Origin of the sequence: Escherichia sp. MOD1-EC6842 (assembly GCF_002965705.1) — a bacterium.
Lineage (GTDB): Bacteria > Pseudomonadota > Gammaproteobacteria > Enterobacterales > Enterobacteriaceae > Escherichia > Escherichia ruysiae.
Window position 1 is genome coordinate 1 of record NZ_PTRF01000010.1, and the last position, 15,108, is coordinate 15,108.

The window sequence follows — 15,108 nt, forward strand, 5'->3', positions numbered from 1 at the left end:
CGGGTCGTTAGCTCAGTTGGTAGAGCAGTTGACTTTTAATCAATTGGTCGCAGGTTCGAATCCTGCACGACCCACCAATTTTAATATTGGCATCAAGTAAAAAATCTTTCAGGTAACACCCGTATGGGTCGTTAGCTCAGTTGGTAGAGCAGTTGACTTTTAATCAATTGGTCGCAGGTTCGAATCCTGCACGACCCACCATCCTGAATGATTAAAGCAGCATAACCCCGCAAGGGGTCGTTAGCTCAGTTGGTAGAGCAGTTGACTTTTAATCAATTGGTCGCAGGTTCGAGTTGAGCGCAGCGAAACAACGGAGCCGCTCGCGGCGACGACCCGAAGGGCGAGCGAAGCGAGTCATCCTGCACGACCCACCAATGTAAAAAAGCGCCCTAAAGGCGCTTTTTTGCTATTCAGGCATTCCACAATTTCAATTCTTAACCCTGATGACATACTTTGCGCTTGCTGCGTAAGCAACTCTACGTCGGTGGAAATAAGATACCTGGCATTACATCCGACATCTCATACGTAATTCGAGTGACTTTTCCCCACCATTCGACTATCTTGTTTAGCATATAAAACAAATTACGCCGATAATAGCGAATATCACGCTTAAGTCGGTTTTAACGTTAAGCCTGTAAAACGAGATGGCAAGATGAGCGTGATGTTTGATCCTGAAGCGGCGATTTATCCCTTCCCACCGAAGCCGACACCGTTAAGCATTGATGAGAAAGCGTATTACCGTGAGAAAATAAAACGTCTGCTAAAAGAACGTAATGCGGTGATGGTTGCCCACTACTATACCGATCCTGAAATTCAACAACTGGCAGAAGAAACGGGTGGTTGTATTTCTGATTCTTTAGAAATGGCGCGCTTTGGTGCCAAACATCCCGCTTCAACGCTACTCGTAGCCGGGGTGAGATTTATGGGAGAAACCGCCAAAATTCTCAGCCCGGAAAAAACAATTCTGATGCCGACACTTCAGGCTGAATGTTCACTGGATCTCGGCTGCCCAATTGAAGAATTTAACGCATTTTGTGATGCCCATCCCGATCGCACTGTCGTGGTCTACGCTAACACTTCTGCTGCAGTAAAAGCGCGTGCAGACTGGGTGGTGACTTCAAGTATTGCTGTTGAACTCATTGATCATCTGGATAGTCTGGGTGAAAAACTCATCTGGGCACCAGACAAACACCTGGGGCGTTACGTACAAAAGCAGACGGGGGCAGATATTATATGCTGGCAAGGTGCCTGCATTGTGCATGATGAGTTTAAGACTCAGGCGTTAATCCGTTTACAAAAACAACACCCTGATGCAGCCATACTGGTGCATCCGGAATCACCACAAGCCATTGTCGATATGGCGGATGCGGTCGGTTCCACAAGTCAGTTGATCAATGCTGCGAAAACATTGCCGCATCGGCGCCTTATTGTGGCGACTGACCGGGGTATCTTCTACAAAATGCAGCAGGCAGTGCCAGACAAAGAGTTACTGGAAGCACCAACCGCTGGCGAGGGAGCAACTTGTCGTAGCTGCGCGCATTGCCCGTGGATGGCCATGAATGGCCTTCAGGCCATCGCAGAGGCATTAGAACAGGAAGGAAGCAATCACGAGGTTCATGTTGATGAAAGGCTGCGAGAGAGGGCGCTAGTGCCGCTCAATCGTATGCTGGAATTTGCGGCTACACTACGTGGATAACGAATAATAAGGCGTCACGTTACGCTTTGGGGGAAAGATGGATTTTTTTAGTGTACAGAATATCCTGGTACATATACCAATAGGGGCGGGCGGTTATGATCTCTCATGGATCGAAGCGGTAGGCACGATCGCCGGGTTGCTGTGTATTGGCCTTGCCAGTCTGGAGAAGATCAGCAACTACTTCTTTGGCCTGATCAACGTCACCTTGTTTGGCATTATTTTCTTTCAGATTCAGCTGTATGCCAGCCTGCTATTACAGGTGTTTTTCTTTGCCGCGAATATTTACGGTTGGTATGCCTGGTCACGACAAACCAGTCAGAACGAGGCGGAGTTGAAAATTCGCTGGTTACCATTGCCGAAGGCATTAACCTGGCTGGCGGTTTGTGTCATTGCTATTGGTCTGATGACGGTATTTATCAATCCGGTGTTTGCATTTTTGACCCGCGTGGCAGTCATGATCATGCAAGCATTAGGATTACAGGTTGCGATGCCTGAACTGCAACCGGACGCCTTCCCGTTCTGGGATTCCTGCATGATGGTACTCTCCATCGTGGCAATGATTCTGATGACGCGGAAGTATGTGGAAAACTGGCTGTTGTGGGTGATTATTAACGTGATTAGCGTCGTTATTTTTGCACTTCAGGGCGTTTACGCCATGTCTCTGGAGTACATCATCCTGACCTTTATTGCGCTCAACGGCAGCCGGATGTGGATCAACAGCGCACGCGAAAGAGGCTCACGCGCGCTGTCCCATTAATGGTGATGATGTGAATGGCCAGACACCCCTTCATTCAGGTGGCAGTCTGGCCCATGACAAGGTTGATATTCCATCTGGATGGTGGCGTGTTCAATCTGATAGTGATCCATCAGATAATGTTGGATCTTGTCCAACAACGCATCGTGATCGTGTGGCGGGATCACCTGCACATGCAGCGTCATTACTGGCTTCTCACCCACCATCCACACGTGTACATGATGCACATTTCGGACTTCCGGAATTTCCCGACACATACGGCGCTTGAGTTCAGCGATATCCAGCGACACCGGTGCACCTTCAAGTAATTCATTCACGCTGTCTTTCAATAATCGCCACGCGCTGCGCAGAACCAGAAGCGACACCAGTATCGAGAGAATGGGGTCAGCAGGCGTCCAGCCGGTCCAGATAATAATCAACGCGGCAACGATAGCACCAACCGAACCCAGAAGATCTCCCAGTACATGCAGTGCCGCTGCGCGCACATTGAGGTTTTTCTCTTCGCTGCCGTGATGAAGTAACCAGAAAGAAAGTATATTTGCCAGCAACCCAGCCACGGCAATTGCCATCATCATGCCGCCCTCGACCGGACGCGGCGTGCGGAAGCGTTCTATCGCCTCCCAGACAATCAAAATGGTAATCACCACCAGGGCGATGGCATTCACAAACGCCGCGAGCGTGGTCAATCTTAGCCAACCGAAAGTGTGGCGGATGGTGGGAGGACGACGTGAAAATTGTACGGCAAGCAGGGCGAAAAGCAGGGCGGCAGTATCGGTCAACATATGACCCGCGTCGGCCAGCAACGCCAGAGAGCCTGAGAGAAAACCGCCAATAACCTCAACCAGCATAAACCCGGCAGTCACGCCGAAAGCATACAACAAGCGACGAGCATTATTATCTTCTGGCAGGTGTGAGGAAGCGTGTGAGTGTGAGTGTGAGTGCGCCATGACGAGTCATCCCTTAATTTATCTCACTTAACTTTATGACATCATACTGCTTTTAGAAGGGAAAAATTAAAAAGGAGAGCCTCCGCTCTCCCATTATCAGCCATATATCCTGGCTTACTGCGTAGTACCGTCGGTTTTGGTATCGACATCATTATTGATGCCATCACCGGTTTGTACTTTTTTATTAATGTCCGGACAGCGACCATCTTTGCACATCGTATTTTTGTGCTCTTCATCTTTGGTCATGCCGTCATTGTCCATTGATGAACCGTTCGGGTGCAGCATGGTGCCGCCTGAGTTGTTATTAACCCCGCTATTATCAACGTTATTTGGTGCGACATTTTCACGGGCGTCCGGGGCAACCTGACCCGCATCAGCTGCGGCGTTTGCCTGGCCATTATTGGTTTGCGCTCCGCTATCGGCAGCCAGCGCGGCACCGCTGGCAAGGCTTAGAGTGGCAGTCAGAAATAGTGTGGCCAGTTTTGTCATTTTCATAGGATGCTCCTGTTATGGTCGTTATGTCGGATAACCTCTTCCAACAGTGCATTTGCAGGTGAATATCAGGTAATGGTTTAAGATTTCAGCCAGAAGAATAAATCCAGCAGAGAATCTTGAAAAAATTAATAAACAGAGAAGTTACAGTTAGAAATTGTAGGTCAGATCTCGTTTTTCGCGACAATCTGGCGTTTTTCTTGCTAATTCCAGGATTAATCCGTTCATAGTGTAAAACCCCGTTTACACATTCTGACGGAAGATATAGATTGGAGGGATTGCATTCACCAAGATAAGTATGGCAACACTGGAACAGACATGAATTATCAGAACGACGATTTACGTATCAAAGAAATCAAAGAGTTACTTCCACCTGTCGCACTGCTGGAAAAATTCCCCGCTACTGAAAATGCCGCGAATACGGTTGCCCATGCCAGAAAAGCGATCCATAAGATCCTGAAAGGTAATGATGATCGCCTGTTGGTGGTGATTGGCCCGTGTTCTATTCATGATCCCGTCGCGGCTAAAGAGTATGCCACTCGCTTGCTGGCGCTGCGTGAAGAGCTGAAAGATGAGCTGGAAATCGTAATGCGCGTCTATTTTGAAAAGCCGCGCACCACGGTGGGCTGGAAAGGGCTGATCAACGATCCGCATATGGACAACAGCTTCCAGATCAACGACGGTTTGCGCATTGCCCGTAAGTTGCTGCTCGATATTAACGACAGTGGTCTGCCAGCGGCGGGTGAATTTCTCGATATGATCACCCCGCAGTATCTCGCTGACCTGATGAGTTGGGGCGCAATTGGTGCACGTACAACCGAATCTCAGGTTCACCGCGAACTGGCGTCCGGTCTTTCTTGCCCGGTAGGTTTCAAAAATGGCACCGACGGTACGATTAAAGTGGCTATCGATGCTATTAATGCCGCCGGTGCGCCGCATTGCTTCCTGTCTGTGACCAAATGGGGGCATTCGGCGATTGTGAATACCAGCGGTAACGGCGATTGCCATATCATTCTGCGCGGCGGTAAAGAGCCTAACTACAGCGCGAAGCACGTTGCTGAAGTGAAAGAAGGGCTGAACAAAGCAGGCCTGCCAGCACAGGTGATGATCGATTTCAGCCATGCTAACTCGTCCAAACAATTCAAAAAGCAGATGGATGTTTGTGCTGACGTTTGCCAGCAAATTGCCGGTGGCGAAAAAGCTATTATTGGCGTGATGGTTGAAAGCCACCTGGCGGAAGGGAACCAGAGCCTGGAAAGCGGTGAGCCGCTGGCCTATGGCAAGAGCATCACCGACGCCTGCATTGGCTGGGAAGATACCGACGCACTGTTACGCCAACTGGCGAACGCAGTGAAAGCACGTCGCGGGTAATTTATAGTCGAAACGCCATGACTGTACGTTTGTAGCCCTGATAAGACGCGCAGCGTCGCATCAGGCAATGTGCTCCATTGTTAGCAACGACAAACAAAAAAGCCGACTCACTTGCAGTCGGCTTTCTCATTTTTAAACGAATGACGTTTACTTCGCTTTACCCTGGTTTGCAACGGCTGCTGCTTTCGCCGCGATCTCGTCAGCATTACCCAGATAATAGCGTTTCAGCGGTTTGAAGTTCTCGTCAAACTCATAAACCAGCGGCACGCCGGTCGGAATATTCAGCTCAAGAATCTCTTCTTCGCTCATGTTATCGAGATATTTCACCAGCGCACGCAGGGAGTTACCATGAGCGGCGATGATCACGCGCTCACCGCTCTTCATACGCGGCAGAATGGTTTCATTCCAGTAAGGGATCACGCGGTCAATGGTCAGCGCCAGACTTTCAGTCAGCGGCAGTTCTTTCTCGCTCAGCTTCGCGTAACGCGGATCGTGACCCGGATAACGCTCATCATCTTTAGTCAGTTCCGGCGGAGTCACTGCAAAACCACGACGCCACTGTTTCACCTGCTCGTCGCCATACTTTTCAGCGGTTTCTGCTTTGTTCAGACCCTGCAACGCACCGTAGTGACGTTCGTTCAGTTTCCAGGATTTCTCAACGGGCAGCCATGCCTGATCCAGTTCGTCCAGCACATTCCACAGGGTATGGATAGCGCGTTTCAGCACAGAGGTGTAAGCAAAGTCAAAGCTGTAACCTTCCTCTTTCAGCAGCTTACCTGCTGCTTTTGCTTCGCTTACGCCTTTCTCAGACAGATCCACGTCGTACCAACCGGTGAAACGGTTTTCTTTGTTCCACTGACTTTCGCCATGACGAACCAGAACTAGCTTAGTTACAGCCATATACTTACTCCTCAAATCATTATTAAATGATAATAATTCTCATTATATTACCGTGACGAAGCAACAGCAATGCTTACGCATAACCATAGCGAAAATAGTGTCGCAGTGTAAGGTTGTTGTGAATATTGAGTTGCAAATATGTCGGTGCTTGCTGGTGATTTGAACAATATGAGGATAAAGCCCTCATCACGAGGGCTTCAGGTTACTCAGCAATAAACTGATATTCCGTCAGGCTGGAATACTCTTCGCCTGGACGCAGGAAGCAGTCCGGTTGCGGCCATTCAGGGTGGTTCGGGCTGTCCGGCAGAAACTCGCTTTCCAGGGCCAGCCCTTGCCAGTCGGCGTAAGGTTCGGTTCCTCGTGACGGCGTGCCGCCGAGGAAGTTGCCGGAGTAAAATTGCAAAGCCGGAGCGGTGGTGTAGACCTTCAGCTGCAATTTTTCATCTGCTGACCAGACATGCGCCGCCACTTTCTTGCCATCACCTTTGGCCTGCAACAAAAACGCGTGATCGTAACCTTTCACTTTGCGCTGATCGTCGTCGGCAAGAAACTCACTGGCGATGATTTTGGCACTGCGGAAATCAAAAGATGTCCCGGCGACAGATTTCAGGCCGTCGTGCGGAATGCCGCCTTCATCAACTGGCAGATATTCGTCCGCCATAATCTGCAACTTGTGATTACGCACGTCAGACTGCCCGCCGTCGAGGTTGAAATAGACGTGGTTAGTCATATTCACCGGGCAAGGTTTATCAACTGTGGCGCGATAAGTAATAGAGATACGGTTATCGTCGGTCAGACGATACTGCACCGTCGCGCCGAGATTCCCCGGAAAGCCTTGATCGCCATCTTCTGAAGTCAGGGCAAACAGCACCTGACGATCGTTCTGGTTCACAATCTGCCAGCGGCGTTTGTCGAACCCTTCCGGGCCGCCATGTAGCTGGTTAACACCCTGACTTGGCAACAGTGTCACGGTTTCACCGTTTAAGGTATAACGGCTATTGGCGATACGGTTGGCATAACGACCAATAGAGGCTCCCAGAAACGCGGCCTGATCCTGGTAGCATTCCGGGCTGGCGCAGCCGAGCAGCGCCTCGCGGACGCTGCCATCGGAAAGCGGAATACGGGCTGAAAGTAAAGTCGCACCCCAGTCCATCAGCGTGACTACCATCCCTGCGTTGTTACGCAAAGTTAACAGTCGGTACGGCTGACCATCGGGTGCCAGTGCGGGAGTTTCGTTCAGCACTGTCCTGCTCCTTGTGATGGTTTACACACGTAAAAAGTCTCTTTAATGCCTGTTTTGGCTTCATATTGTTCAGCGACAGCTTGCTGTACGGCAGGCACCAGTTCTTCCGGGATCAGCGCGACGATACAGCCGCCAAATCCGCCACCGGTCATGCGTACGCCACCTTTGTCGCCAATCACAGCTTTTACGATTTCTACCAGAGTGTCAATTTGCGGCACGGTGATTTCGAAATCATCGCGCATAGAGGCATGAGACTCCGCCATCAGCTCGCCCATACGCTTCAGGTCGCCTTGCTCCAGCGCGCTGGCTGCTTCAACGGTACGGGCGTTTTCAGTCAGGATATGACGCACGCGTTTCGCCACGATCGGATCCAGTTCATGCGCAACCGCGTTGAACTCTTCAATGGTGACATCGCGCAGGGCTGGCTGCTGGAAGAAACGCGCACCGGTTTCGCACTGTTCACGACGGGTGTTGTATTCGCTGCCAACCAGGGTACGTTTGAAGTTACTGTTGATGATGACGACAGCCACACCTTTCGGCATGGAAACGGCTTTGGTTCCCAGAGAGCGGCAATCGATCAGCAAGGCATGATCTTTCTTACCCAGTGCGGAAATTAGCTGATCCATGATCCCGCAGTTACAGCCAACAAACTGGTTTTCTGCTTCCTGACCGTTAAGCGCGATTTGTGCGCCGTCCAGCGGCAGATGATAAATCTGCTGCAATACGGTTCCGACCGCGACTTCCAGTGAGGCGGAAGAACTTAACCCGGCACCCTGCGGCACATTGCCGCTGATCACCATGTCCACACCGCCGAAGCTGTTGTTACGCAGTTGCAGATGTTTCACCACGCCACGAACGTAGTTCGCCCATTGATAGTTTTCATGCGCGACAATGGGCGCATCGAGGGAAAACTCGTCAGTCTGATTTTCATAATCGGCTGCCATTACGCGAACTTTACGGTCATCGCGTGGCGCACAGCTAATCACGGTTTGATAATCAATCGCGCAGGGCAGAACGAAACCGTCGTTGTAGTCGGTGTGTTCGCCAATAAGATTCACGCGCCCAGGCGCCTGAATGGTATGAGTGGCAGGGTAGCCAAATGCGTTGGCAAACAGAGATTGTGTTTTTTCTTTCAGACTCATTTCTTACACTCCGGATTCGCGAAAATGGATATCGCTGACTGCGCGCAAACGCTCTGCTGCCTGTTCTGCCGTCAGGTCACGCTGGGTCTCTGCCAACATTTCATAACCGACCATAAATTTACGTACAGTGGCAGAGCGCAACAGAGGTGGACAAAAGTGCGCGTGCAGCTGCCAGTGTTGATTCTCTTCGCCATTAAACGGCGCGCCGTGCCAGCCCATAGAATAGGGGAAGGAACACTGGAAGAGGTTGTCATAACGACTGGTCAGCTTTTTCAACGCCAGCGCCAAATCGCTGCGCTGGACGTCGGTCAAATCGGTGATCCGCAAAACGTGGGCTTTAGGCAACAGTAGCGTTTCGAACGGCCAGGCAGCCCAGTAGGGCACTATGGCTAACCAGTGCTCGGTTTCGACAACGGTACGACTACCGTCTGCCAGTTCACGCTGGACATAATCCACCAGCATTGGCGATTTCTGTTCGGCGAAATATTCTTTTTGCAGGCGGTCTTCACGCTCAGCTTCGTTAGGCAGGAAGCTATTTGCCCAAATCTGACCGTGCGGATGCGGGTTAGAGCACCCCATCGCCGCACCTTTGTTTTCAAAAACCTGCACCCACGGGTATGTTTTCCCTAGTTCTGCGGTTTGCTCTTGCCAGGTTTTGACGATTTCTGTCAATGCTGCAACGCTGAGCTCTGGCAGTGTTTTACTGTGATCCGGTGAAAAGCAGATCACCCGGCTGGTGCCACGCGCGCTCTGGCAACGCATCAGCGGATCGTGACTTTCCGGCGCGTCTGGCGTGTCGGACATCAGCGCCGCAAAGTCATTGGTAAAAACGTAAGTCCCGGTGTAATCGGGGTTTTTATCGCCTGTCACCCGCACATTACCTGCGCAAAGGAAGCAATCTGGATCGTGCGCAGGTAACACCTGTTTGGCTGGCGTTTCCTGCGCCCCCTGCCAGGGGCGCTTAGCGCGGTGCGGTGAAACCAGAATCCATTGCCCGGTGAGTGGGTTATAGCGGCGATGTGGATGATCAACGGGATTAAATTGCGTCATGGTCGTTCCTTAATCGGGATATCCCTGTGGATGGCGTGACTGCCAGTGCCAGGTGTCCTGCGCCATTTCGTCAAGAGTGCGCGTTACGCGCCAGTTCAGTTCGCGCTCGGCTTTGCTGGCGTCCGCCCAGTAGGCCGGAAGGTCGCCTTCGCGACGCGGTGCAAAATGATAATTAACCGGTTTGCCGCAGGCTTTGCTGAAGGCATTAACCACGTCCAGCACGCTGCTGCCTACGCCTGCGCCGAGGTTGTAGATGTGTACGCCAGGCTTGTTCGCCAGTTTTTCCATCGCCACGACGTGACCGTCCGCCAGATCCATTACGTGGATGTAATCGCGCACGCCAGTACCGTCTTCGGTCGGATAATCGTTACCAAAAATCGCCAGCGAGTCGCGACGGCCTACAGCAACCTGGGCAATGTACGGCATCAGGTTATTCGGAATGCCTTGCGGATCTTCGCCCATATCGCCCGACGGATGCGCGCCAACCGGGTTGAAGTAGCGCAGCAGGGCAATGCTCCAGTCCGGCTGGGCTTTTTGCAGGTCGGTGAGGATCTGTTCCACCATCAGTTTGCTTTTGCCATAAGGGCTTTGCGGTGTGCCGGTCGGGAAGCTTTCAACGTATGGAATTTGGGGCTGATCGCCATAGACGGTGGCGGAGGAGCTAAAAATAAAGTTTTTGACGTTCGCGGCGCGCATGGCGCTAATCAGGCGCAGAGTACCGTTGACATTGTTGTCGTAATATTCCAGCGGTTTTTGTACCGATTCGCCAACGGCTTTCAGCCCGGCGAAGTGGATCACGGTGTCGATAGCGTGATCGTGCAGGATCTCGGTCATCAACGCTTCGTTACGGATATCGCCTTCAACAAACGTCGGATGTTTGCCGCCTAAACGCTCGATAACAGGCAGTACGCTGCGCTTACTGTTACAGAGGTTATCAAGAATGATGACATCATGACCGTTTTGCAGTAATTGCACACAGGTATGACTTCCAATGTAACCGCTACCACCGGTAACCAGAACTCTCATAATTCGCTCCATCAGGCTTATGGTATGAAATAACCATAGCATAACAAAGATGCGAAAAGTGTGACATGGAATAAATTAGTGGAATCGTTTACACAAGAATTTAGCCATTTTCTATGCACAATTAAATGATTATAAAACAGAGGGTTTATGAATGATTGCGCCTTTTATCTGAAAAAAAGCGCGTTTTCATGCCTGGATGCGTTAAACCGTAGACCGGATAAGGCGTTCACACCGCATCCGGCACAGTCACTCAATTTATTTTGGTAAGCGCATAACGATAGAGGTCACCGTCTGGCACGAACTCCAGACGATGGGTAATACAGGCTGGCGCATCTTCGGCGTGGTGTGAAACAAACAACAACTGCGTTTCACCTTCGCTAATCAGCACATCAACAAATCTACGGATAAGCTGGCGATTGAGTGGATCAAGCCCCTGCAATGGTTCATCAAGAATAAGCAAGGTCGGATGCTTCACCAGTGCCCGGACGATCAATGCCAGACGCTGTTGTCCCCAGGAAAGGCTATGGAAAGGGGCGTCTGCGGTGCGTTTATCAATGCCGAGAATATCCAGCCACTGTTGCACCAGTTTTTGCTGGCGATCCGAAACGGCCTGATAAATGCCAATCGAATCAAAATAGCCAGAAAGGATCACATTACGCACAGTGGTGCTGACGCGGTAATCCAGATGCAAACTACTGCTGACGTAACCGATATGCTTTTTGATATCCCAGATGGTTTCGCCGCTGCCACGGCGTCGTCCGAAAAGCGTCAAATCGTTGCTGTAACCTTGCGGGTGATCGCCAGTAATCAGGCTTAATAACGTCGATTTTCCCGCGCCATTTGGCCCGACAATTTGCCAGTGCTCGCCTGGATTCACCTGCCAGCTAAGGTTATTAAGAATGGGGCGATCATTATAAGAAACCACGCCGTTGTTCAGCACAATGCGCGGTTCGTTGGCGGGTAAGGCGTGACGTGCTGAAGGTTCATCCGGCTCTGGTAGCTGCACGCCAGCAAGTTTCTCGCTGTGCGCCAGTTGTGCGACGAGTGCCTGTTGGAACAGTTCTTCTTTCGCGCCAGTTTCCGCTAACGTGCAATCCGCCAGCACACCGGCAAACTGGACAAATTCCGGGATCTCATCGAAGCGATTGAGCACCAGTACCAGAGTAATACCAGACTGATGTAACGAGGCGAGCAGTTCTGCCAGTTGCTGACGTGAGGCAACATCAAGGCCATCGAATGGTTCATCAAGAATCAGTAAATCAGGATCTGACATCAGCGCCTGACAGAGCAGGGTTTTACGCGTCTCGCCAGTGGAAAGGTATTTAAAGCGTCGGTCGAGGAGGGCGGTAATACCGAACTGCTGTGCCAGCTGCGCACAACGCTGTGCATCTTTAACGTCATCCTGAATGATCTCAGCCGTGGTACGCCCGGTGTCAGCTTCGCCAGGACTCAGCATATCGGTATTATTCCGCTGCCATTCGTCGCTGACGAGCTTTTGTAACTGCTCGAAGGAGAGACGAGTGATGCGGGAAAACTGGTTTTGCCGTTCGCCTTTCAAAAGCGAAAGTTCACCGGCCAGCGCGCGAGCCAGCGCCGACTTCCCGCTGCCATTTGAACCGACAAACGCCCAACTATCACCCGCGTTTAACGTTAGCTGAGACAATTGCAGCGTTTTTGTGTCGCTAAGACGAAACGTGCCTTGCAAAATTTGCAACGATGACATTTTGTATCCCATTTTTTGCAGCGATTACTGACAGGGATACGTGTTTCATAACAAATTGTCAACACGCTTAGCACAGCGTGGCGATAATTACGCTGTCGGCATTAAAGTAGGCCGTGACATTCTGCCCTTGCTTAAGAGAAGCTGCTTCATTTAATGGCACCGTGGCGCACAGGGTTTGCCCGTCGGGTAGCGCCATTAATACTTCGCACTGCTCCGCGCCGCGCTCAATATGACTAATAATGCCCGGCAATTGGTTGTCGGCGTTTTGTGCGACCGCCTTGTCCTGAGTAATACCTACCCACGGCGCTTTCAGCAGTATCAATACTTCTTTGCCTTCATCCAGACCCAGACGCGCGCCGCTTTGCGCGGTAATCGCGACTTTTAATCGTGTTTTACCATCAGCCAGTAAGACATCAACATGCTGTTGAACGTCATCATGATCGCGGGCGGTGATGGTGCCGAACCACTGGTTACGGGCGCTGGTCTGCAGTGAAAAACGTGAGATAGCTGCCAGCAGGCTGTTCAGCGGCAGGGCGTCGTCGTCACTTAATACATCAAAGGCTTTTTGCTGGATCTGCGCCAGGAGGTCATAGAGCTGAATCAGCCGCTGACCATAGCGGGTCAGGACTGCGCCGCCGCCACCTTTACCGCCTGTTGCACGCTCAACCAGAATATGCTCACTTAACTGATTCATCTCGTTAATGGCATCCCAGGCACTTTTATAGCTGATACCGGCATCTTTCGCCCCCTGGCTGATAGAACCGGAAAGGGCAATGTGTTTTAGTAGCGAAATGCGGCGTGGGTCGGCAAAGAGCTTTTGTTGAAGCTTAAGGGTGAGAAGGATTTCGGCCTGCATAACAATGTCCTGGCAAAAGTCTTATTGTGACGGAAAACGAACGCCACGCAAAGCTGACCGCACAAAAGGGGAGTGCTTTTCTGTGCTTAGCGGTTAGAATAGTGACAGGACTATATCTGGAGTTGACCATGTTAGAGTTATTAAAAAGTCTGGTATTCGCCGTAATCATGGTACCTGTCGTGATGGCCATCATCCTGGGTCTGATTTACGGTCTTGGTGAAGTATTCAACATCTTTTCTGGTGTTGGTAAAAAAGACCAGCCCGGACAAAATCATTGATTCCCTGAATGCCCGCTTAGTCGGGCATTTTCTTTTTTCTCAACTTCCTGCTTTTCCTGCCGATATTTTTTCTAGCTACCTCTCAAAGGTTAACAATAACTGCTGGGAAAATTCTGAATCAGTCGTTATATTGTTGCCTACATAACGTTACATGAAGGGGTTACCAATGGCTCGTAAATGGTTGAACTTGTTTGCCGGAGCGGCGCTCTCTTTAACTCTTGCAGGCAATGCGCTGGCAGACGAAGGGAAGATTACAGTTTTTGCGGCAGCATCACTGACCAACGCAATGCAGGACATCGCTACGCAATATAAAAAAGAGAAAGGCGTGGACGTCGTTTCTTCTTTCGCCTCGTCTTCTACCCTGGCTCGTCAGATTGAAGCGGGTGCGCCTGCGGATCTGTTTATTTCTGCCGATCAGAAATGGATGGATTATGCGGTTGATAAAAAAGCGATCGATACTGCCACGCGCCAGACATTGCTCGGCAATAGTCTGGTCGTTGTAGCACCGAAAACCAGTGCACAGAAAGATTTCACTATCGACAGTAAAACCAACTGGACTTCGCTGCTGAATGGCGGTCGCCTGGCGGTTGGCGATCCGGAACATGTCCCCGCTGGCATTTATGCGAAAGAAGCACTGCAAAAACTGGGCGCATGGGATACGCTCTCCCCGAAACTGGCTCCGGCGGAAGATGTTCGTGGGGCGCTGGCGCTGGTCGAACGTAATGAAGCTCCGCTGGGCATTGTTTACGGTTCTGACGCAGTTGCCAGCAAAGGGGTAAAAGTGGTTGCCACCTTCCCGGAAGATTCACATAAAAAAGTGGAATATCCGGTTGCTGTTGTTGAAGGGCATAACAATGCGGCAGTGAAAGCATTTTATGATTATCTGAAGGGACCGCAGGCTGCGGAAATCTTTAAACGTTACGGATTTACAACTAAGTAATGATACTGACCGATCCAGAATGGCAGGCGGTTTTACTAAGCCTGAAAGTTTCTTCCCTGGCTGTGCTGTTTAGCCTGCCGTTTGGGATCTTTTTTGCCTGGTTACTGGTGCGTTGCACGTTTCCGGGCAAAGCTCTGCTCGACAGCGTACTGCATCTACCGCTGGTGTTACCGCCCGTGGTCGTTGGTTACTTGCTGTTAGTCTCTATGGGACGGCGCGGATTTATCGGTGAACGCCTGTATGACTGGTTTGGCATTACCTTCGCCTTTAGCTGGCGCGGTGCGGTTCTCGCTGCCGCCGTCATGTCTTTTCCGCTGATGGTGCGGGCAATTCGTCTGGCGTTGGAAGGGGTTGATGTCAAACTGGAACAGGCCGCAAGAACACTGGGTGCCGGGCGCTGGCGCGTTTTCTTTACTATTACGTTACCGCTGACCTTACCAGGAATTATTGTCGGTACGGTGCTGGCTTTCGCTCGTTCGCTCGGTGAGTTTGGTGCAACTATCACCTTTGTGTCGAACATTCCTGGTGAAACGCGAACCATTCCTTCAGCCATGTATACCTTGATCCAGACTCCTGGCGGGGAAAGTGGCGCAGCGAGACTTTGCATTATCTCTATTGCGCTGGCGATGATCTCTCTGTTGATTTCAGAATGGCTGGCCAGAATCAGCCGTGAGCGGGCGGGGCGCTAAT

The 15,108-nt window shown here is 51.0% G+C and carries 15 protein-coding genes and 3 tRNA genes; 9 read left to right on the forward strand and 9 right to left on the reverse strand.

Features of this window, described 5'->3' with window-relative positions; translation table 11 throughout:
• Position 1: 1 nt before the first annotated feature.
• The 5 genes from A7Z29_RS13225 to pnuC all read left to right on the forward strand — a co-directional run bounded on the left by A7Z29_RS13225 (position 2) and on the right by pnuC (position 2,453).
• Positions 2-77: transfer RNA gene (locus A7Z29_RS13225), tRNA-Lys, on the forward strand.
• Between the two features lie 48 nt (positions 78-125).
• Positions 126-201, forward strand: a tRNA-Lys gene (locus tag A7Z29_RS13230).
• Between the two features lie 33 nt (positions 202-234).
• A tRNA-Lys gene (locus A7Z29_RS23400) sits at positions 235-374 on the forward strand.
• A gap of 278 nt (positions 375-652) precedes the next feature.
• On the forward strand, positions 653-1,696 hold the full coding sequence (gene nadA / locus A7Z29_RS13240) for a quinolinate synthase NadA (RefSeq protein ID WP_105281080.1): 1,044 nt from the start codon (positions 653-655) through the stop codon (positions 1,694-1,696).
• Between the two features lie 37 nt (positions 1,697-1,733).
• The gene (gene pnuC / locus A7Z29_RS13245) at positions 1,734-2,453 is read left to right on the forward strand and encodes a nicotinamide riboside transporter PnuC (protein WP_105285248.1); all 720 of its coding nucleotides are present in this window, start codon (positions 1,734-1,736) and stop codon (positions 2,451-2,453) included.
• Here pnuC and zitB read toward each other — a convergent pair.
• On the reverse strand, positions 2,450-3,397 hold the full coding sequence (gene zitB / locus A7Z29_RS13250) for a CDF family zinc transporter ZitB (protein WP_000951263.1): 948 nt from the start codon (positions 3,395-3,397) through the stop codon (positions 2,450-2,452). The genes pnuC and zitB overlap by 4 nt on opposite strands.
• 114 nt (positions 3,398-3,511) lie before the next feature.
• The gene (locus A7Z29_RS13255; protein ID WP_000784355.1) at positions 3,512-3,892 is read right to left on the reverse strand and encodes a YbgS-like family protein; all 381 of its coding nucleotides are present in this window, start codon (positions 3,890-3,892) and stop codon (positions 3,512-3,514) included.
• Between the two features lie 315 nt (positions 3,893-4,207).
• Between A7Z29_RS13255 and aroG the strand changes: the two genes are divergently transcribed.
• A complete protein-coding gene (aroG, locus tag A7Z29_RS13265) occupies positions 4,208-5,260 on the forward strand; it encodes a 3-deoxy-7-phosphoheptulonate synthase AroG (protein ID WP_097399287.1) in 1,053 nt (350 codons plus the stop codon).
• 147 nt (positions 5,261-5,407) lie between these two features.
• Here the strand turns inward: aroG and gpmA are convergent, their stop codons facing one another.
• The 7 genes from gpmA to modE form a co-directional block, all read right to left on the reverse strand.
• Positions 5,408-6,160, reverse strand: coding sequence for a 2,3-diphosphoglycerate-dependent phosphoglycerate mutase (gpmA, locus tag A7Z29_RS13270; protein ID WP_001295305.1), 753 nt, complete (start codon positions 6,158-6,160; stop codon positions 5,408-5,410).
• Positions 6,161-6,362: 202 nt separating this feature from the next.
• Positions 6,363-7,403, reverse strand: a complete 1,041-nt coding sequence (galM, locus tag A7Z29_RS13275) for a galactose-1-epimerase (RefSeq protein ID WP_105290349.1) — start codon at positions 7,401-7,403, stop codon at positions 6,363-6,365.
• Positions 7,397-8,545 carry a galactokinase gene (gene galK, locus A7Z29_RS13280; protein ID WP_000053447.1) on the reverse strand — a complete coding sequence of 383 codons (1,149 nt, stop codon included), beginning with the start codon at positions 8,543-8,545 and terminating at the stop codon, positions 7,397-7,399. Before galK ends, galM begins: the two co-directional genes overlap by 7 nt.
• 3 nt (positions 8,546-8,548) lie before the next feature.
• Positions 8,549-9,595: a galactose-1-phosphate uridylyltransferase gene (gene galT / locus A7Z29_RS13285; protein WP_105290350.1), complete on the reverse strand. Its 1,047-nt coding sequence runs from the start codon at positions 9,593-9,595 to the stop codon at positions 8,549-8,551.
• 9 nt (positions 9,596-9,604) lie between these two features.
• Positions 9,605-10,621: a UDP-glucose 4-epimerase GalE gene (gene galE, locus A7Z29_RS13290; protein ID WP_105290351.1), complete on the reverse strand. Its 1,017-nt coding sequence runs from the start codon at positions 10,619-10,621 to the stop codon at positions 9,605-9,607.
• Between the two features lie 250 nt (positions 10,622-10,871).
• Complete coding sequence (gene modF / locus A7Z29_RS13295) at positions 10,872-12,344, reverse strand: molybdate ABC transporter ATP-binding protein ModF (protein ID WP_105290352.1); 1,473 nt, start codon at positions 12,342-12,344, stop codon at positions 10,872-10,874.
• Between the two features lie 67 nt (positions 12,345-12,411).
• The gene (gene modE / locus A7Z29_RS13300; protein WP_105290353.1) at positions 12,412-13,200 is read right to left on the reverse strand and encodes a molybdenum-dependent transcriptional regulator; all 789 of its coding nucleotides are present in this window, start codon (positions 13,198-13,200) and stop codon (positions 12,412-12,414) included.
• A gap of 128 nt (positions 13,201-13,328) precedes the next feature.
• Between modE and acrZ the strand changes: the two genes are divergently transcribed.
• From acrZ to modB, 3 genes are all read left to right on the forward strand, one after another.
• Positions 13,329-13,478 carry a multidrug efflux pump accessory protein AcrZ gene (acrZ, locus tag A7Z29_RS13305; RefSeq protein ID WP_000891515.1) on the forward strand — a complete coding sequence of 50 codons (150 nt, stop codon included), beginning with the start codon at positions 13,329-13,331 and terminating at the stop codon, positions 13,476-13,478.
• Positions 13,479-13,644: 166 nt separating this feature from the next.
• Positions 13,645-14,418, forward strand: coding sequence for a molybdate ABC transporter substrate-binding protein (gene modA, locus A7Z29_RS13315; protein WP_000113010.1), 774 nt, complete (start codon positions 13,645-13,647; stop codon positions 14,416-14,418).
• Positions 14,418-15,107: a molybdate ABC transporter permease subunit gene (gene modB / locus A7Z29_RS13320; protein WP_000604034.1), complete on the forward strand. Its 690-nt coding sequence runs from the start codon at positions 14,418-14,420 to the stop codon at positions 15,105-15,107. The genes modA and modB overlap by 1 nt, the downstream gene beginning before the upstream one ends.
• Position 15,108 lies beyond the last annotated feature (1 nt).